The following is a 19,129-nucleotide window of genomic DNA, read 5'->3' on the forward strand; positions in this document are numbered from 1 at the left end:
CCCCCTCATTATTCAAACATTGACGTTAAATCAGATTCTGTAATATAAACCTCTCTTGGTTTACTTCCTCTTGGCTCTGAAACAAAGCCTTGGCTTTCTAACATATCGATTAAACGTGCTGCACGATTATAACCAATATGATATTTTCTTTGGATCGAAGACGTAGAAGCAGAGCCTTGTTCATGAACAAATCGGCAAACCTCTTCGAATAACTCATCTTGTTCCTCAACAAGTTCCGTTTTCTTTAATAATTCGTCTTGCTGGAAGAAATAATCAGGTTCTCCCTGTCCTCTTACATGATCGATAATTTCCTCTATTTCATCATCTGTTACAAATGTACCTTGCAGACGTATTGGATCGCTCATTCCGTTGCCTAAGTAAAGCATATCTCCTCTTCCAAGTAATCTCTCAGCACCCTGACTATCAATTATTGTACGTGAGTCAATTTGAGAAGAAACTGCAAATGCAATACGAGTAGGAATATTTGATTTAATCAGCCCTGTAATAACATCAACAGATGGTCTCTGAGTTGCGACAATTAGGTGAATCCCACATGCTCTTGCTTTTTGTGCAATACGACAGATGGCTTCCTCTACATCTTGAGGCGACATCATCATTAAATCTGCAAGCTCATCTATCACGATTAAAATGTAAGGTAGTTTATGACCATATTCACCTTTAGATTCTGCTAATTTATTAAATCGTGGTAAGTCACGAACTCCTACATGGGCAAATAATTGATAACGTCTTTCCATTTCTTCAACTGCCCACTTTAATGCTGCAGTAGCTGCCTTCACATCACTGATTACTGGGCTAACTAGATGCGGAATATTATTAAATGGTGCAAGTTCGACCATTTTTGGGTCAATTAACATCAGCTTTAACTCGTTTGGGTTAGCTTTATATAATAAGCTAATTAATATTGAATTTATACAAACAGATTTCCCTGAGCCTGTCGCCCCTGCTATTAAACCATGCGGCATTTTTCGCAAGTCAATTGTTACAGGCTTACCGGTTAAATCCAGTCCTAATGCAGCCTCTAATGGGGATTCAGATTCTTTAAATGAATCACTGCAAGTTACTTCAGATAATTGTACCGCTCTTGAAATACGATTTGGTATTTCAATCCCAATTGTACTTTTCCCTGGGATTGGCGCTTGAATCCTAATATCCTTCGCTGCTAATGCAAGCTTTAAATCATCTGACAGATTGCGAATCTTACTTACTTTGGTACCATGACCCACTGTTATTTCAAACTGTGTAACTGCTGGCCCCTGCGTGATGGCCTCTACCTGTGCAGTTACTTGGAAATAGGATAAAGACTCCACTAAAATATCTGCTTGTGATTCCAACCACTCTCGATCTTCTGTTTTTTCTTCAGGAGGCGTTAAAAAATCTAAAGAAGGTTTTACATATATCTTCGGTGGTGAACTCACCACTTTACTATCTATAGCAATTTCTTCAGGCGTTTCCTCTGTCTCTTCTCGTAAAGAAATAGTTTCTGAAGTCTGAGCTAAAGGCGTTTCGATTTCTTGCTCTTTCTCTTCCTGGAAGACCCCTATTTCACTTTCTTGCTTTCCTCCATACGGCTCAAGCACTGTCAATGGAGATAGGTCCTCAGGATTCACATGAAGCGGTTGTTTTTCATGCGATTCTTCAGTCTTAGTTATCTGCCTATACATTTCTTTATTATCATCATTATGTTGAAGCATTTGTTTTTGTGCTAATTTGGCTGCATATTTTTCTTTGTCTGATTTCAGCATTAACACATTAAAAGGTAATTTACTCCCTTTGGATTGCGGTTGCTCCAGTTTCTGTTCTTCGTTTTCACAAGTCAAATGATCTTTTTCTTCTTCAGATTCAGTTGTTACTGTTTCTTGAAGATTATTCTCATAGGCTTCAGGCTGATAACTTGTGAATGATTCTTGTTCATGCCCTATCTGTTCGTCTGTTTCTTCCGTAAATTGGCTATCATTTAATGCAATGGACACCAACTTTTGCACTTGAGCACTTTGAATAGGATGCAAAATAGGTTCTTGTTCAAATTCTGTCTTTGGATAAATGTCACTTGGTTCTTCATAAGAAAGGTTTGAATTGATCACTTCGTTCTCCTGATTTATTACCGGGAACTCAACTTGTTCTTCAAAGCTTTCTGAAACAGGTTCACTTTCTTCATGAAATTGTTTTGTTTCAAAATATTCTTCAAGTTCTTGATCATTTTGTAGTTCCATAAAATCTAGTTCAGATGATTTTTGACCTTCGTCTTGTACCATACCATGTGATTCCATATCAATTTTTTTACCTTCAAAAGGTTCTGCTTCATATACTGTAACTGCAGCTTCTTGATAGACTTGTAATTGTTGGTTCGCTTGGAATCGTTGAAGTTTTTCTACAACTTGATCTTCCCTGAGATCTCTTTCGTCAGTTTCCTCAGCTAAATTTGGCAACTCTTCTACTTTTTCATATAGCTCTTCTTTTAGGTAGATGGGCTTTTCCTCTACCTCATCCTCTATATCAATGAAACTAGTAACCGGTACTTCATGTAAAGGTTCCCTATACTTTACTTTTGGCTGTGCTGTCCTTAAATTCTCTTCTTTAACAATCAAGCTTTCCGAAAGAACAGCTTCTACCCTATTTTCATGCTCTGAATAATTAATACTCGGAATATTTTTATCCTCAGTAAGGACATTCTCAATCTCTTTTTCATTAGAGTTTGACTCTATTTTCTCCTGCTTTTTAGAAAGCAATTCGTCTATTTTACTCGGTTTCTTAAATCCATGAACTGGAGATGGAACTTGCGTTGGAACAAACCTTCGCTTTGGAACGAGTGGATCTTCTTGTTCAACTAAGTTTTTCTTTATAGTTGCTGTGTTTCGATAATCCTTTTTTATTTGTTCCTGTGCTTTTACTTTTTCAACTCTCCGTAAAATAGTAGATTCTTGTCTATTAATTACGTTTGAGTGGCCTTTAATGCGCTGACGCTTTTCTAGTAAATCGCGGATTCCTGAAACCTCGACATCATATACTTTGGAAATAGCATTTGGTTGGTAAAAATATTTAATATCCCTTCTTGACTCTTCAAATCTATTGGAGAGATGATTTTGAGCTTCTGGATTAAACGAATGAGTAGGCTCGTTAGGCAATTCCATTTCTTCATCAGATATAATTGGAAACTTAAAGCTTTTTCTATTATTTTGAGGATCGTCAAGCTTTCGCTCATCGCTATTATTAAACGTAGTAACTAATTCGTCTTCAAACACATCTTCTTCGTAATATTGATCATCATCTATATCATTATCAAATAGTTTATTAATTTGTTTTTTAAACCAATTCATTATTTATCACTCTTTTCTATCAACATAGCTATTTTATTATAAAGTAATTATATGTAAGTAGGCACCAAAATTTAACTAATGATTCCAATTTCATAGGGAATTTTGTGCCATTTCACATTTGGTTTAACCAAATTATTCAAAAACTAGCTTTGAAGGTAAATAATATAAATCTACCTTAACTAGCAAAATCATATCATAATTACATTTCAATAAGATAACAATGTTAAAACATTTCTATGAAAAGAAAAAGAGGATATCTCAATTTTGCGAGATATCCTCTAAACATACAGTGAACTGATTATAGATTTGAAGGGATTTCGAAAGGAGAACCTACTTCTGCATCTCCATCCAATACTAAAATTCCCTTGGCAGATGGTGCATTTGGAATAGCTAATTCTCTTGCTGAACAAAGCATTCCACTAGAAGCTACACCTCGTAATTCAGAATCTTTAATAACTAATCCTGATGGCATGACTGCACCAATTTTTGCTACAACAACCTTTTGACCTGCCTCAACATTTGGTGCCCCGCAAACGATTTGCAATACGTCTTCTCCAACATTTACTTTACAAATGCTTAACTTATCTGCATTCGGGTGTTTTTCTTTTTCTTCTACATAACCGACTACAAATTTAGGTGAGAAGTCTACATCTAAAGAAATTGTTACTTCGTTAGCCTTTAATGCCGCTTCTATTTTTTCTACAATTTCCGGTGTTACTTCTACATTCCCTTGTACTTCTAAATCGATATATTTACTTGCATTAAAAATATTGAAAGCTTTAACTTCACCAGTTGCTTGCTCTTTTAAAATGGCGATATCGCCAACCTTTTCTACCTCAGTGTTTACAATTTTCTCTGTTGCTAATTGGACTAATAGTACGTCCCCTACAAAAGGTTTGTTATAAGCTACGATCATTTTTCTTCTTGCTCCTTTTCCACTCTGTTTTTTGCCAATATAAAAATTGGTTCTAATTCGCCTTTTTCATAAACAAATGATAATGATGTAATTGGAACTGCACCTATTGAAAAGAAGTGCATAGTCATTTGTGCTAATACATCATACCCTACTTCATTGCGTATATCACCAATAATTAACACATCTTGATGAGGAACCGATAACGTCATATCTCCTTCAATGTTGCTTTCCATTTCCTTCAGGAAGGATTCATTTAAAATACGGCTGGCATCGTATCCATCGTTTTGATTTAAGAAATAAAAGACATTACCTGCAACCTCGTCTTTTTTTGTATTGGTAGGTAGCTTTCTTACAGAAAAACGAGCTGCCTCTCGAACTTGATTCGCGCTTACTTGTAATTTTTCAAGCATCGACTCATCAATTAATCGATAAGTTGTTCCTAAATCTAATGCATAATAAATACGTGTTTCTGCTGTATGATCAGTTGTTAAGAATGGATACCCTTCATTTGATTGTAATGGAAACGAAGTTGAACGAATAACAGGATAAACTGAAGATAAATTATGAAACCCTTCATTTTGTTCTTTTTCCATAGCAGAAAATGTTTGATCAATTGTATAAACCACTTCATCAATGGCTTTTTCTTTCAATGTTTGGAATTTGGCTATGATTTCCGGAAGTGAAATGTCCATCCCCCGGTTTAATGATTTATGATTAAGACGTAAAGTATCTTTTTCTTTATCGAATTTAAAATCAAATTTATCCATGCCTAAACGGTCTTTCAATTTCTCGACAAGTTCTTTTGATTTCATCTGCTCACATCCTTTCTAATTACAAAGAAGTATGTAATTAAGTTCGATCATTATTATATTTAACAAAAATAAACGGCTCACGCAAAGTGAACCGTAAAAATTATCTTATCCTATTGTAACAAAATACTTTAATTCTAGTCGATTAGTTTGTTCGTTACTTATTCTTTTTCTTCTACACTTTTTACAGAACGAACAACCGTCATCATATCCACAAGCTTCTGGTCGATATTCTTATCTTCAGAAAGAGTAGACATTTTTACCCCACCACTACTAACAATCAGTTCAAATTGTTCCTTATCATACTCAAGTACCGCACTGAAGCCGAATGCTCCATCAAATTCTACGGTCTCTTCTTTGATGATTTTTTTTGATGAATCATTTTTTAGCAATTCATAATGTAGGTTGCTATCTTCTTTTTCATAATAATTTACAAAAAGAATGTAGCTTTCATTACCCTTTGTAAGAATTAAATTGTTTAGGTCTTCACTTTCTTCAACAGTAAAACCTGCAGGAACATATAATTCTATCTTACCAATTGTTTTATTTGTTTGTTGAGGGTTTTCTTCAAAAACTGTTTGAGCACTTGCTACACCTGTATCAATTTGCTCTTCAACGGTTTTTCCACAGCCTGCCAATGTCAATAATAGAACAATACTAACAGCAGCCAGAAACCATTTACGTTTCATATGTACGCCTCACTTTCTATTCAACTATTTATTTTAAATGATAAATAGGTAACGATGCAACTCTATTGTAATTAGTAATATTTTCATAGAAAATACTAGCTATTAAAGACTAAGATGAAAAGCCAAGTCATTTAGCAAAAGCACAAAGTCAGACTAATCCAAGTGGAAGTAAGTTTTATATCCTCTTATTCAAGAACAAGTATTGCCCTATGAGAAGTTTTACGATATGTTCAAACATTTCCGTTCGATCTATTAGACCTGCTGTAAATATCCCTACAGCGCCTGAATGAGATCTTGTATCTTGTTGTTTTGTATAATCGTCCATAACTGGTCCCAACTCTTTACCTGCACGTAGCTCATCGGCAACTTCTTTTGGCAATAAAAACTGTGCACCTGCTGCTGAAATAACAGTGCCATCCTTTAAAGCAACTGCTCCCCAATTTGTACAATACATCTCATCACCAATATCATGAACTCCGCCCTCAAGACCAAAATTCAGGTCTGCCTTAGTAACTTCTAGCGTATTTATCGCACGATTAATAGCCCCTTGTCTTGTTTCTTCATTGGAAAAAGGTTGTTCTGATACGTTGGACAGTACATCCACTTGGATATATTGAACATCATCAAAATAACTGTTTATGATATTTTGAATTGCTGCTGTTTTTGCTCTATTTTTCGTTCCGATTGCTACTAACAATTTCTTCATCTCCTTTTTAGACGCACTGCCAGTAAAAAAGATGCCAAAATCGGCATCTTCCTTATTAGCAATTTTAGCCATTATTAATGATTGAATTCACAGTGCTTCTATCAAGCGTTCTTACAAGCTTAACAAGTAATTCTTTTGCTGCTGCATAATCATCAACATGAATAATGGAAGCTGAAGTATGGATATAACGGGAACAGATCCCAATTACTGTACTTGGAATCCCTTCATTTGCAATATGCACTTTACCGGCATCTGTTCCACCTTGAGAAACAAAGTACTGATACGGTATATTATTTGTTTCAGCCGTATCTAAAATGAATTCTCGCAGTCCTCTGTGTGTTACCATTGTCGGATCATAAATGCGAAGAAGAGTTCCTTGTCCAAGCTGGCCAAATTGTGTTTTATCACCAGTTGTATCATTTGCAGCAGAAGCATCTAAAGCAAAGAAAATATCCGGTTTAATCATATTAGCTGACACTTGAGCACCGCGCAGGCCAACCTCTTCCATTACATTTGCTCCTGAATAAAGATGATTGATGACCTTTTCATTCTTTAGCTCTTTTAATAATTCAATGGCCAACCCGCATCCATAACGATTATCCCAGGCTTTTGCCATAATCTTTTTGGGATCTGCCATCGGTGTAAAAGGACAAATTGGAATGATGGATTGACCAGGGCGAATTCCCATATCCAAGGCAGCCTGTTTACTATCAGCACCAACATCAATTAGCATATCTTTTATTTCCATTGCACCTTTGTTATCCGATCCTCTTAATAAATGCGGAGGGATTGAAGCAATTACCCCAGGGATTTCGTTTTCTTTTGCATAGACAGTAACTCTTTGTGCTTGTAAGACTTGGTTTGACCAACCACCTAGCGTTTGAAATTGGAGCATTCCATTTTCAGTAATGTTTTTTACCATAAACGATACTTCATCCATATGGCCAGCAACTAAAATTCTAGGCGCATTTTCATCTGCTGCTTTTCTTACTCCGAAAATCCCACCAAGATTATCTTGAATAATTTCATCAGAGTATTTTTCTAACTCGTCACGCATAAATTTACGCACAGCATGTTCATTACCAGGAGCTCCAGGTAATTCAGTTAAAGTTTTAAATAATTGTAATGTCTCAGTATTCATACAGAACACTCCCTATTTGTTTAGATACCTTTTTATCTTAACATAAATATTTCGCTTTTCGAATTGAAATTGAGGGAAAATTTTCATAATAGTTTCGCATCATTTCTTTTTAAAGCATGTTCTAATAATCAGCATCTATCCATTTAATTATTTTATGAAGATTCGCTTTTTTCCTCATTGTAGGACAAGACTTCTATCCTAAATAATGTTAAAATGAAAAATAGTTCAAAGGAGGATGACAAATGAAATTAAGAGATTTTTTAATAGGCGTAGCGACTGGATTAGCTGCAGCGATTATCATTAAAGAAGCTTCTGAAAGAATTTCACCTTTTGTACCTGCCAATCATATTTTAGACAATGTAAAAGATGAATTTAAAAAGATTAGCCCAATTGATGGTTCTTGGATTTATATGAAAACTGAGGATTTTAACAATGGCGTGATGACTATTCCCGTTTACCGTGGTGGTATTACTCGTATGAATAACGGTGAGTTGGAAACATTCGAATTTGCAGCAGATGCAAGATCTGGTGTAGTAGTCGATTTAGTGAAATCATAAAAAGATAAAAACAAATAGCTGTTCGATTTATTGCTAATCGAACAGCTTATTTTTATGCATTAATTTAAAATTGTATTTTTGCTTCTTTTCCGCGCTTCAATGAATCCATAATCTCTTTGCCATCTTGACCCCATTGAAGCATTCGGAAGTATGCATCATGGTAGAATATAAATTTATATTCATTTGCCAAAGCTTCTTTTAAGATTTTTTCTTTAGCAAATACACTTGTCATCGGATAATCATCATAGGCTAATACCCATAATGGATTTTGATGTGCATGTGTCGGCATAATATCCGCCATATGCAGCATCGTTTCACCTTGTTGAGTCAATTTAACGATTGCATGTCCATCGCTATGCCCGCCAGTGTGAATCATCTCAATTCCAGGTGCTAGCATAATCTGCCCCTCAAACGTCTCTACAAGGTGCTGTACTGGCTCCCAATTTTCCTTCCAATAAGTATTTTTAGAACGAATATTAGGATTTCGCATTTCATCCCATTCGATTTGAGTAGTATAGATTTTTGCATTAGGGAACGTAGGGACTAATTCTTCCCCTTCCCAGCGTGTAAGACCACCTGCATGGTCAAAATGTAAATGTGTCATGAGAATCGCATCAATATCCGAAGCAGTAAGTTCTAATTCTTGTAAACTCTCAAGAATTGTTGACTCTTCTGTTACGCCAAAATTCCGCAACTGTTTTTCAGTCAACTTATTAAAGCCTACACCACTATCAATTAAATAGTTTTTCCCTTCGTATTGAATTAAAATTGGCTCACATGCCAATTCGATTTGATTTTTCTCATTTACGGGATATTTACGTGACCATAGTGGTTTCGGCACTACCCCGAACATTGCTCCGCCATCTAATGAAGTGACGCCCCCATCGAGCCATGTTAATGTCATATTGTGAAATTGAAGCTGATCCATCCATTTCTCCCCCTTAAATTTTCGTTCGAATATTCAGACTCCAGATTGTAGACAGTGATGAATATTGTAATATCCATCACGAATCCAAGCTAATTGTTTTTACCGTTGTAAATAACAGTAAATGTGCGACTGTCGCAAGCTTTCGTCGCAAAGTTACTTCCATAGTAAAACACACTCTATTGTATATTTACTTAGCTGATAAAAATTGTGATTCTAATCTATAAATCGGTTGGCCCTTGGCTGAGAATTTTTCTTCGTACTCTGTCATAATATTGTCTTCTGGCATATTTGCATGTAAGTCGAGCGAAACGTATTTTAATAACAGTCCATATTCAGACATACTGACTAATGAGTATTCAAACAATCCGCGGTTATCGGTTTTAAAGTGAATCTCCCCATTATCAATAAGAATCGACTCATATAGTTTCAAGAAGCCTCCATGTGTTAAACGGCGCTTCGCATGACGTGTCTTTGGCCAAGGATCTGAGAAATTTAAGTAAACTCGACTCACATCTCCTTTTGTAAAGTACTTGTCTAAATCTGCCCCATTTACTTTCAATAATCTTAAATTTGGCGGCGTATTGGCTTCTATCACTTTTTCTAGAGCAACAACGATAACACTTGTATATAATTCAATCCCTATATAGTTAATATTTGGATTCGCTAGTGCCATTCCTGTAACAAATTGCCCTTTCCCTGTCCCCACTTCTATATGGATCGGCTGATCATTTCCAAAAATACGCTGCCAATTCCCTTTGTATTCTTCTGGATTTGGAATAATTACTTCCGGATGACTCGCAATATATTCTTCTGCCCATGGTTTATTTCTTAATCTCAATGCTTAATCCTCATTTCTAGTTGTTCTTGACAAATACCTTTTTATTTTCAAATCTTTTTGTCATTATAGCTTATTTTTATTATATTTACATCGGTATGCTATTTTTTGTTTATCATATTCCAGCATTTTTTCTTTACATTAAAGACTAGCTTTGAGTCCTTTTTCGTTATACCTAATACTTCCCCATCCGCATGGCAGGGCAACTCGTCATTTATGTATATTGCGAATTGTTCTCCTTGTACTTGAACAAACTCTTTTAACTTAGTATGAGTTCCGAAAAAGACCGTGATAAACATCAGTAATAGTTTTAACCTAGAAAGATTGTAAACAATCGATAATTCGAGCAGTCCATCATTAGGAACGGACTTAGGCGAAATCTTCATTCCTCCACCAAAATAAGGTTGGTTTGAAACCGTTACAAACCAGACATTTTCATACGTTCTTTGTAGTCCATCCTGTTCTACTCGTATCTCAAACAATTTAAAGGTAACTAAACCTCTTAAAACATAAAACATATAGCTTAGTTTTCCAAATCCTATTTTGTTCAATCTTTTTTTTAACTTAGAATGATTTACTGAAGCAGCAACAAAGGCATCAAAACCAATTCCAGAATTATTAACAAATCGGATATCTTCCTTGTTCCATGTAACATTCCCACAATCATATGCTTTAAATTCATGGTTCTCTTCGTTGAAGTAATGATCGATCTCTTGTGCAGTTTGAAAAGAGGTAAAGCTCCTCGAAAAATCATTGCCTGAACCTGCACCAACAGCTCCAATAGATACATTGGGATAATCTTGCACACCATTCACTACCTCGTGAATCGTTCCATCTCCGCCAATTGCAATAATTGAGTATGTTTCTTCTGAACTACCCGCTTTTTGTGCAATTTGTTCTGCAATTTCACTACCATGTCCTTTGTATTTTGTTAGGTGGTGAGCATATGGACTCTTTAATTCATTTTCGAGATTTTTCCAGACGCGCTTACCTTTTCCATTTCCCGCTCGCTCATTAATGATAAAGTGCAATTTCACCTTTTTCGTTACTCCTGTTCCTTTTCAACGTTCCATATATCCCGATTAAAAGACGTTGTTTGTACCATCTGTAATAATACTTTTGCTGCACGAATTTGCATATGTTTCATTGGGGAGGAATAATGTCTTAGCTGCTTCATCCAGTTTGAGAACTCCCTTTTATCAATAAATTGCACATTAAATACTGTCCCTGGATAATCAAAATAGCCATTTCGAGATAAAAGTACTTTACGGATTGGTATCTCTACATCATTTTCAGTAAATATTTTGGAAATAAGCGATTCCATACGATTTAACTGAATTAAAGGATTTAGTATTTTTTGACTTGTTTTACCGAACTTCTTCGTCCAAAAACGATCTCCTTCTCCAACAAAGACAGCTTGATTTTCTTGCTCCACTACTGTGATACATATACATTCTGTTGGTGTTAGCAGGACGATATCAAGCTCAACTGGTGCCTTTTTAACTTTTATGATTGGATAATAGAATACTAAAAAACTATCAGGGAAGCTTTGTAATATGCTGCGAAGTAATGAATCACGCAAAAATTTTGGATCAACATAAGACTTCTCCCGAATAGTTGAGCTTGCCCATTTTATTTGAAAATGGAAAAACTGATCTAAAAATACTTTCTTAAGTTCTTCTATCGTATTTGGTTTATATATAATATTGGGCTCGAAAAACAGCGTTGACTCTTCTTCAGGTATCTCATCTTCATGATTTATAAGTTCATTTGTTATCTCTACCTCTTCTAATTCATCCATTTGTTTTGCATTTTTTTTTATTTTAAATTTATCAAAAAAGGAAATTGTTTTTTTACTTTCCTTTACATCTTCTTGTTCTTGCATTTGTTCCCACGGTGGAAGTTCTTCTCCAGATACCCATTGCTGTTTAACTCGATCCCATTGTATTTTCTTTAAACGGACAAACTGGGTTGGATATCTCGATAAATCTATTTGATATCTCGAAATATAATCTTGAAGTTTTACTAATTGAGCCAAACAAAACACTCCTTTTTGTCAATCATGCTCTTGCTACGTCACCTACGTGTCGATTGCGGACTCATTTTTAAAACATAATTTAACCGTTGTACTAATTACTCAAATTTTGTTGCTGCATCATAACAATTTTACATGACGATGTATAAAAAAAATAGTGGATAGATGTTATCCTACCCACTAATTATAAGACTATTTATGTCCAATTAAATTGTAGTACTAGCAACAGGGAGTTTCGTTTCAAATTGTTTTTGAAGCTTGCGCGTCCACTCACCGATTACTCCACCATTAATGGCACATCCATCAACTTCAATAACAGGAGTAATTTCTGAAGTTGTTGAAGAAACGAATATTTCATCCATTTGCAGAGCTTCCTTCTTTGTAAATGATTCCTCTTCTACAGGAAGTCCAATTTCATTTGCACATGTTAAAACAACACCGCGTGTAATTCCGCTCAGTATATAATTGTCGGCAGGATGTGTATATAATACACCATCTTTAATACCGAATACATTTGTTGAAGAACCTTCTGTAATTGTATCTCCACGATGTAAGATTGCTTCATAACTGCCTTTTTCATGTGCTTCTTGCTTCGCTAATACCGCTCCTAGTAAATTAAGAGATTTAATATCACAGCGCAACCAACGGATATCTTCTGCAAATGTTGCTTTTACTCCATTTTTCCCATTTTCGATAGAGCGTGGTGCTTCTTTTACATTTCCAGTTAATACTGGAACCGCATCGCTACCTGGGAATAGGTGATTACGAGGAGATGTACCACGTGTTATTTGAAAATATAGATTCCCAGTTTTTAATTCATTTGCTTCAACTAATTCATGCAATAATTGATGTAGCTTATGTTTTGTATAAGGTATCGTCAATTTAATTTTTTCTGCACTGACATAGAACCGGTCGATATGCTCTGTAGCAGTAAACATTTCACCATCATATACTTTAATAACTTCATAAACGCCATCACCAAATTGATAGCCTCTATCTTCTTTGTTAATTGAAACTTGTTGATCATCCACAATCTTGTCATTCCATAAAGTGTAGCTCATACAAATCAATCCTTTTATCTTTATTTTTTCCCTGCTAATCGGGTAATAGCTTCTGCATAGATGGCTGCTGCTTTCACCAAATTCTCAACAACTACAAATTCATCCGCCTGGTGAGCAACATCTGGTTCTCCTGGGAACAGCATACCGAATGCCACACCTTTTTTCATCGTCCTTGCATAAGTTCCTCCACCAGTAGATAACGGTTTAGAGTTATCCCCAGTATATTTTCTGTACACCTCTAATAAAGTTTGGACAAATTCATCTTCTTCAGGAACATAATGTGGTGATGAATTAGACGCAACATCAAGTGCAAAACCTAAAGCAGCTACATGCCCAGTAGCTTCTGTTATTTTCTCTTCAAATGGGTAACTAACTGAATATCGCATACTCACTTGAACATGGCCACCACGTTTTTGATGGAATAATACAACACCTGGATTTAATGTTGTATGTCCAGACATATCATCGTAGTAATCCAGCTTAATATTATTTCCATAATGATCCTCATCAAATGTATTGACCATAAATGAAACAAATTCAAGACTCGCTTTCGTCGTCACTTCAGTTTGAAGGAATTTTGATAACAATACAGCTGCATTTCTTCCCTTTTCAGGTTCCATTGCATGGGCAGCTTTCCCTTTCATAGTTATTATATATCGACCGTCTTCTTTCGTTAATGTACCATCTGTGCTATTTTTTTCTAAAAAAATATTAAAGTTCTCTTCAATTAATGGAGATACATTTTGTATGATTGCGTTTGCTGCATCAGGGACCATATTAGATCGTTGTCCCGCTTTGAAAGCAATTATCTGTTCATCATCTTCCACTTTTTCCTTTTGAGAAAAATCTAAGATAGAAATACCCTTCTCTGCATTGATAAGAGGGAAATCTGCATCTGGAGCAAAACCGATTGTTGGCATTTCTTCTTTCGAGAAATAATGATCAACACATCTGAATCCACTCTCTTCATCCGTTCCTATAATCATACGAACACGTTTATCTAATTCAATGCCGCTATCCTTTATCATCTTCATTGCAAGGTAGGCTGCCATCGTTGGACCTTTATCATCAATCGCTCCACGACCATACAATTTCCCATCAACCACTTCTCCTTTAAAAGGAGGATAAGTCCAAGAGTCACCAACCGGTACAACATCAACATGACATAAAATACCTAGTAATTCTTCTCCTGAACCCATTTCAAGATGTCCCGCATAATTATCAAAATTTTTTGCAGTAAATCCTTGCTTTTCTCCTAAAGAAAGCAGGAATTGTAATGCTTTTAACGGACCTTCACCAAATGGAGCTTGATCATTTGAAGCTTCTTGATCAAGCACACTTTCAATTTGGATCAACTGTTGTAATTCTGAAACTAGCTCTTCTCTTCTAGATTCCGCTAATTTTATCCAATCCATTTTTACCACCTCTTTACTTAATACCGACCATTTTACTCTTTCTAAAAGAAAGTACAAGCACAATTGTCATATTAAAGCTTTCTTTTTCGTATTATCGAAGTATAGACATATTGTAAAAATTGTATTAATTAACTGAGAATTATGGAAAAATTAATAGATTGCTGTTATAATGTCTTTGTCACAGAAAAACACTTGACAAATAAAATATATAAAGGGGATGTCTAAGGCAGAAATTTAATTAGCCTGGTGCCTCTGCACTGATGTCGTCCGCTAGTCTTTGCCATGAGAATTAAGATCGAAGGAGTGGTTCATTTTTATGAAACCAACTACTGACAGAATGCTTAATCGTATTAAAGACGTGTACATGTTTATCCTTGATAGAGGAACAGTATCTACACAGGATTTAGTCGAAGAGTTCAATATCACTCCTCGCACCATTCAAAGAGATTTGAATGTGTTAGCCTTTAATGACTTGGTAACGAGCCCAAGTCGAGGCAAATGGACAACGACGAAGAAAAAAGTTAAATTATCATCTTAGATAGAATGCAACAAATTCCGCTGATTCAATCATGAGGAAGGTTTGCTGTACAACACTTCTTTAGTAATTTCCACCTCTAGCTTATGCGAACTGTTGCTGACTCACGATTAGTAACATAATATATTTGAAAAACACAACTCGACCAAATTAAGCCGAGTTGATGCCTTAACTTATGCGGATATCCTTAAAATCTTTTAAACTCCTATCCGCAAAAAAAGAATGACCTTTCGTCGGGGTCATTCTTTTTTGAATTCAATATTTGCTTATTTTACTAAACTTTTCAGCTCTTCATCAGTTAACTCCCGGTAGTCTCCAAGATTAAGTGACTCATCAAGCTTTAAGCTTCCCATTGATAACCGTTTCAAGTAAGTTACTTTCTTCCCAACCGATTCAAACATCCTTTTTACTTGATGGAACTTCCCTTCCTGAATTGTCAGCTCAATTTCCGACCTTGGACCAGAGCTTAAAATAACAAGTTCTCCCGGCTTTGTTACATACCCATCATCTAATTCCACACCTTGTTTAAATGCTTCAATATCTGATTCAGTAACTTCCCCCTCTATTTTTGCATAATAGGTTTTTGGCACATGTTTTTTCGGCGATAAAAGATTATGTGCTAATTGACCATCATTAGTTATCAACAACAAGCCTTCTGTATCTTTATCTAACCTACCTACTGGAAAAGGCTTAAAATGCTGTGCTAACGGATCTAATAGGTCAATAACCGTTTTGTCTATGTGATCTTCTGTTGCAGATATAACTCCAGGTGGTTTATTCATCATAAGGTAGATAAATTCCGTATACTCTACTCTTTCACCAAAAACACTCACTTCTTGTATATCTGGATTCACGTGCAAGGAAGAATCTTTTACAATCTCTCCATCCACAGTTACACCCTTTTGCTTTAACAATTGTTTAACTTCTTTACGGGTCCCATAACCCATATTTGCTAATAATTTATCTAACCGCACTCGACTAGACTCCTCCTACTTAAATCCTAGTTTGTTTGCTATTTTTGTAATACGTCCACCCAAAAGTTTTTGTGCAAGCTTTAATCGGAATGCAAGATAACCATAAACGATAGCTCCTACACCTACTGAAACAAGCAAATAAAGTGCTTCAAGTAATTTGTTTGTAGGTACTGCGAATGAATATAGTAATTTATTTATAATTAAAACTGAAACTGACATCAGTAAAGTTAGAATACAGATTAAGATAATTCGTCTAATTACTAATTTCGAATTATAGTGCAATACTTTATGAATAACCCCTATATTGATGGCAATTGTCACTCCATAACCGATCGCGGTAGCCAGAAGTGCTCCATCGACTTCCATTAATTTAATAAGAGGCGTATTCAACATTAGTTTCACTAATATCCCAGTTAATAAACTGAAAATAATCCATTTTTGATAATCGATTCCTTGAAGAATCGCTGCTGTAACCGAGAATAGTGCAAAAAGAATGGCTAATGGTGCATAATGTGCCAGTACTTCTGCGCCCATTTCACTTTGTTCATATAAAACGTGGTAGATACCCGGCGCTAATAAAGTAATCCCGATACTTGCTGGGATAGTTATAAATAACAGTATTTGATAGGTCTTATCTAACTCGCCTCGAAGTGTGTCAAAGGCTCCTAATGTGTAATGCTTCGTGATTGTTGGTATTAGAGCCATAGAAAATCCTGTTGCAAGCATTACAGGAATAATGACAATTTTTTGTGTCGTAAAATTCAACATTGTTAAATAATCATCCGTTACATTAGCTAATCCAATTGAAACCATGGCACTATTAAAAGTTAACATATCTACCAACTGGAATAACGAGCTTGCCATTCCAACAAAAACAAACGGAATAGAGTACTTAATTATTTCTTTATAAATAGCTTTATACGATAGTTCCCCAGAAGATACACTATTTTCACGCAGTAGATTAAATTCTGGGCTTAATTTTTTCCAATAGAAGTATAAAACCACTAATCCACCAATAGCACCTACGAAAGCTGCAAATACTGCAAATTTAACCGCAGTTTCTGGTTTACCATGCAATAGTATAACCACCACAAAGGAACCACCAAGCAAAACAACGATACGCACGATTTGCTCTATTAATTGTGAAACGGAAGTCGGCATATAGTGACTGTATCCTTGGAAGAATCCTCTAATTAAACTCATAATCGGAACGGCCAATAATGCATAACTTACCCATCGGATTGCTGAAGCAATTTGATCGACTGTATAAATTTGCTCTTCATCTTTGATAACAACACTCGCTATAGGCGTAGCCAGTAAATTTAATATAATAAATGAAATGATACCTGTAATAATCATTACAAGGATTCCAGATTTAAAAAGTTTCCTTCCAGCCTCATAGTCATTTATAGAATTATATTTAGAAACAAATTTTGAAACACCAAGAGGTAACCCTGAAATCGCAACGGATAGCATAATGTTGTACGGAATATATGCATATTGGTATAATCCAACATTATCTTTCCCTACAATTGAATAAAAAGGGAAAACATAAACCAACCCAAGAACTTTTGATAAAAACAATCCAACTGTTAATATCGCCGTTCCTTTCATTAATGATGACATAAAAACATCCCAATCCTTATGAAATTGTAAAATATATGTATTAATATATAGTCTTTTTAGAATTACTGTACTAACTAAACTATAACTTTAATGAGCGATCATTAGAAAAATAAAAGCCGACTGAAATAGTCGACGATTTCAAACAATTATTGTTTCGAAAACGAATCTACATGTTAGTTTACATGTGAAAGTCGATTAACTCAAATAGTTTCTTCATAATTATGTATAATGTGAAGAGTAGTGATAATTACCATTATGAAATTTAAGTGAAACTTCCAGAAAGTGAGATATAAAAATGATCGATGTTATTGTAATTGGTGGAGGTCCATCCGGATTAATGGCAGCAATCGCAGCTGCTGAACAAAAGAAAAAAGTTGTATTAATCGAAAAAGGAAATAAGCTTGGAAAAAAGTTAGCCATTTCTGGTGGGGGGAGATGTAATGTCACAAATCGATTATCAGTCGATGAAATCATAAAGCATATCCCTGGAAATGGTCGTTTCTTATATAGCCCCTTTACCGTTTATAACAATGAAAATATAATCGAATTTTTCGAGGGTCTAGGCGTATCTTTAAAAGAAGAAGATCACGGTCGCATGTTCCCTGTTTCTAACCGTGCTACTGACGTTGTAGAAGCATTAGTAAAAGAATTAAATCGTCTTCATGTTGATATTCGACTTCAAACAGCTGTAGCAAAGTTATTAATGGATGACGAAAAGATACTAGGCGTACGCTTAACAGATGGAACAGAGCTTTTAGCCAAAGCAGTCGTTGTTGCTGTTGGAGGAAAAGCTGTACCACAAACCGGTTCAACAGGTGATGGCTATCCATGGGCAGAACGTGCTGGTCATACTGTTACCGAGCTGTATCCGACAGAAGTGCCTGTTACTTCAAAAGAGACGTTCATTCAATCTCGAGAACTTCAAGGCCTAGCATTACGTGATGTTGCCGTGTCCGTTCTCAATAAAAAAGGAAAAGCGATTATCACACATCAAATGGACATGCTTTTTACCCATTTTGGTGTAAGTGGTCCTGCTGTTTTAAGATGTAGTCAATTTATTGTAAAGGAACGCAAAAAAAATGGCGGTGCTCCTGTCCAGCTTCGCATTCAAACATTAACTGAATTCAACGAAGAAACATGCTTGCAATATTTAAACAAAATGTTAAAAGAAGATCCGAAAAAGGCAGTAAAAAATGTATGGAAATCAGTTGCTTCCGAAAGATGGCTACTATTCTTAATGGAGCGTGCCGGCATTGATCCTTCGATTACTGCAGCTGAAGCTTCTCAAGAAAAAATTCGCCAATTAGCGCGCGAGCTCGTGAGCTTCACCATGGATATCCACGGAACATTATCACTTGAAAAAGCCTTCGTCACAGGCGGTGGGGTGTCTGTTAAGGAAATTGAACCTAAAACTATGGCTTCAAAAATGAAAACAGGCTTATTCTTTTGTGGCGAAATCTTAGACATTCATGGATACACGGGTGGCTACAATATCACTAGCGCCCTTGTAACCGGACGTATTGCAGGCATGAGTGCTGGATTATTGGAATAATAAGCTAGTATACAT

The 19,129-nt window shown here is 35.6% G+C and carries 17 protein-coding genes; 3 read left to right on the top strand and 14 right to left on the bottom strand.

Annotated elements, in window-relative coordinates; all coding sequences use genetic code 11:
- Positions 1–8: 8 nt before the first annotated feature.
- The 6 genes from C1N55_RS14315 to C1N55_RS14340 form a co-directional block, all read right to left on the bottom strand.
- Positions 9–3,335 (bottom strand): DNA translocase FtsK, encoded by a 3,327-nt coding sequence (locus C1N55_RS14315; RefSeq protein WP_137729472.1) that lies wholly within the window; start codon positions 3,333–3,335, stop codon positions 9–11.
- A 298-nt stretch (positions 3,336–3,633) separates the two neighbouring features.
- The gene (gene ytpR / locus C1N55_RS14320) at positions 3,634–4,251 is read right to left on the bottom strand and encodes a YtpR family tRNA-binding protein (protein ID WP_137729473.1); all 618 of its coding nucleotides are present in this window, start codon (positions 4,249–4,251) and stop codon (positions 3,634–3,636) included.
- The gene (locus C1N55_RS14325) at positions 4,248–5,063 is read right to left on the bottom strand and encodes a DUF1444 domain-containing protein (RefSeq protein ID WP_137729474.1); all 816 of its coding nucleotides are present in this window, start codon (positions 5,061–5,063) and stop codon (positions 4,248–4,250) included. Before C1N55_RS14325 ends, ytpR begins: the two co-directional genes overlap by 4 nt.
- Before the next feature lie 158 nt (positions 5,064–5,221).
- Positions 5,222–5,749 (bottom strand): hypothetical protein, encoded by a 528-nt coding sequence (locus tag C1N55_RS14330; protein WP_137729475.1) that lies wholly within the window; start codon positions 5,747–5,749, stop codon positions 5,222–5,224.
- 175 nt (positions 5,750–5,924) lie between these two features.
- Positions 5,925–6,446, bottom strand: coding sequence for a DUF84 family protein (locus C1N55_RS14335; RefSeq protein WP_205758478.1), 522 nt, complete (start codon positions 6,444–6,446; stop codon positions 5,925–5,927).
- Between the two features lie 73 nt (positions 6,447–6,519).
- The gene (locus C1N55_RS14340; protein ID WP_137729476.1) at positions 6,520–7,596 is read right to left on the bottom strand and encodes a M42 family metallopeptidase; all 1,077 of its coding nucleotides are present in this window, start codon (positions 7,594–7,596) and stop codon (positions 6,520–6,522) included.
- 242 nt (positions 7,597–7,838) lie between these two features.
- Here C1N55_RS14340 and C1N55_RS14345 point away from each other — a divergent pair, with 242 nt between their 5' ends.
- Positions 7,839–8,153 (top strand): hypothetical protein, encoded by a 315-nt coding sequence (locus C1N55_RS14345; protein ID WP_137729477.1) that lies wholly within the window; start codon positions 7,839–7,841, stop codon positions 8,151–8,153.
- Positions 8,154–8,217: 64 nt separating this feature from the next.
- Here C1N55_RS14345 and C1N55_RS14350 read toward each other — a convergent pair whose 3' ends face one another.
- The 6 genes from C1N55_RS14350 to pepV all read right to left on the bottom strand — a co-directional run bounded on the left by C1N55_RS14350 (position 8,218) and on the right by pepV (position 14,427).
- Positions 8,218–9,081, bottom strand: coding sequence for a YtnP family quorum-quenching lactonase (locus C1N55_RS14350; RefSeq protein ID WP_137729478.1), 864 nt, complete (start codon positions 9,079–9,081; stop codon positions 8,218–8,220).
- Between the two features lie 187 nt (positions 9,082–9,268).
- Positions 9,269–9,919 carry a tRNA (guanosine(46)-N7)-methyltransferase TrmB gene (gene trmB / locus C1N55_RS14355; protein ID WP_137729479.1) on the bottom strand — a complete coding sequence of 217 codons (651 nt, stop codon included), beginning with the start codon at positions 9,917–9,919 and terminating at the stop codon, positions 9,269–9,271.
- A gap of 98 nt (positions 9,920–10,017) precedes the next feature.
- The gene (locus C1N55_RS14360) at positions 10,018–10,953 is read right to left on the bottom strand and encodes a diacylglycerol/lipid kinase family protein (protein ID WP_137729480.1); all 936 of its coding nucleotides are present in this window, start codon (positions 10,951–10,953) and stop codon (positions 10,018–10,020) included.
- A gap of 8 nt (positions 10,954–10,961) precedes the next feature.
- Positions 10,962–11,954, bottom strand: a complete 993-nt coding sequence (locus C1N55_RS14365; protein WP_137729481.1) for a nuclease-related domain-containing protein — start codon at positions 11,952–11,954, stop codon at positions 10,962–10,964.
- 203 nt (positions 11,955–12,157) lie between these two features.
- Positions 12,158–13,012, bottom strand: coding sequence for a D-amino-acid transaminase (gene dat, locus C1N55_RS14370; RefSeq protein WP_137729482.1), 855 nt, complete (start codon positions 13,010–13,012; stop codon positions 12,158–12,160).
- A gap of 20 nt (positions 13,013–13,032) precedes the next feature.
- Complete coding sequence (gene pepV, locus C1N55_RS14375) at positions 13,033–14,427, bottom strand: dipeptidase PepV (RefSeq protein WP_137729483.1); 1,395 nt, start codon at positions 14,425–14,427, stop codon at positions 13,033–13,035.
- A gap of 316 nt (positions 14,428–14,743) precedes the next feature.
- Here pepV and C1N55_RS14380 point away from each other — a divergent pair, with 316 nt between their 5' ends.
- A complete protein-coding gene (locus C1N55_RS14380; RefSeq protein ID WP_036197405.1) occupies positions 14,744–14,965 on the top strand; it encodes a DeoR family transcriptional regulator in 222 nt (73 codons plus the stop codon).
- Between the two features lie 263 nt (positions 14,966–15,228).
- Here the strand turns inward: C1N55_RS14380 and C1N55_RS14385 are convergent, their stop codons facing one another.
- Positions 15,229–15,936 (bottom strand): pseudouridine synthase, encoded by a 708-nt coding sequence (locus C1N55_RS14385; protein WP_137729484.1) that lies wholly within the window; start codon positions 15,934–15,936, stop codon positions 15,229–15,231.
- A gap of 15 nt (positions 15,937–15,951) precedes the next feature.
- Positions 15,952–17,562 (bottom strand): putative polysaccharide biosynthesis protein, encoded by a 1,611-nt coding sequence (locus C1N55_RS14390; RefSeq protein WP_137729485.1) that lies wholly within the window; start codon positions 17,560–17,562, stop codon positions 15,952–15,954.
- 295 nt (positions 17,563–17,857) lie between these two features.
- Between C1N55_RS14390 and C1N55_RS14395 the strand changes: the two genes are divergently transcribed.
- Positions 17,858–19,114 carry a BaiN/RdsA family NAD(P)/FAD-dependent oxidoreductase gene (locus C1N55_RS14395; protein WP_137729486.1) on the top strand — a complete coding sequence of 419 codons (1,257 nt, stop codon included), beginning with the start codon at positions 17,858–17,860 and terminating at the stop codon, positions 19,112–19,114.
- The last annotated feature ends 15 nt before the right edge of the window (positions 19,115–19,129 follow it).

The sequence above is a fragment of the Lysinibacillus sp. SGAir0095 genome, assembly GCF_005491425.1.
Lineage (GTDB): Bacteria > Bacillota > Bacilli > Bacillales_A > Planococcaceae > Ureibacillus.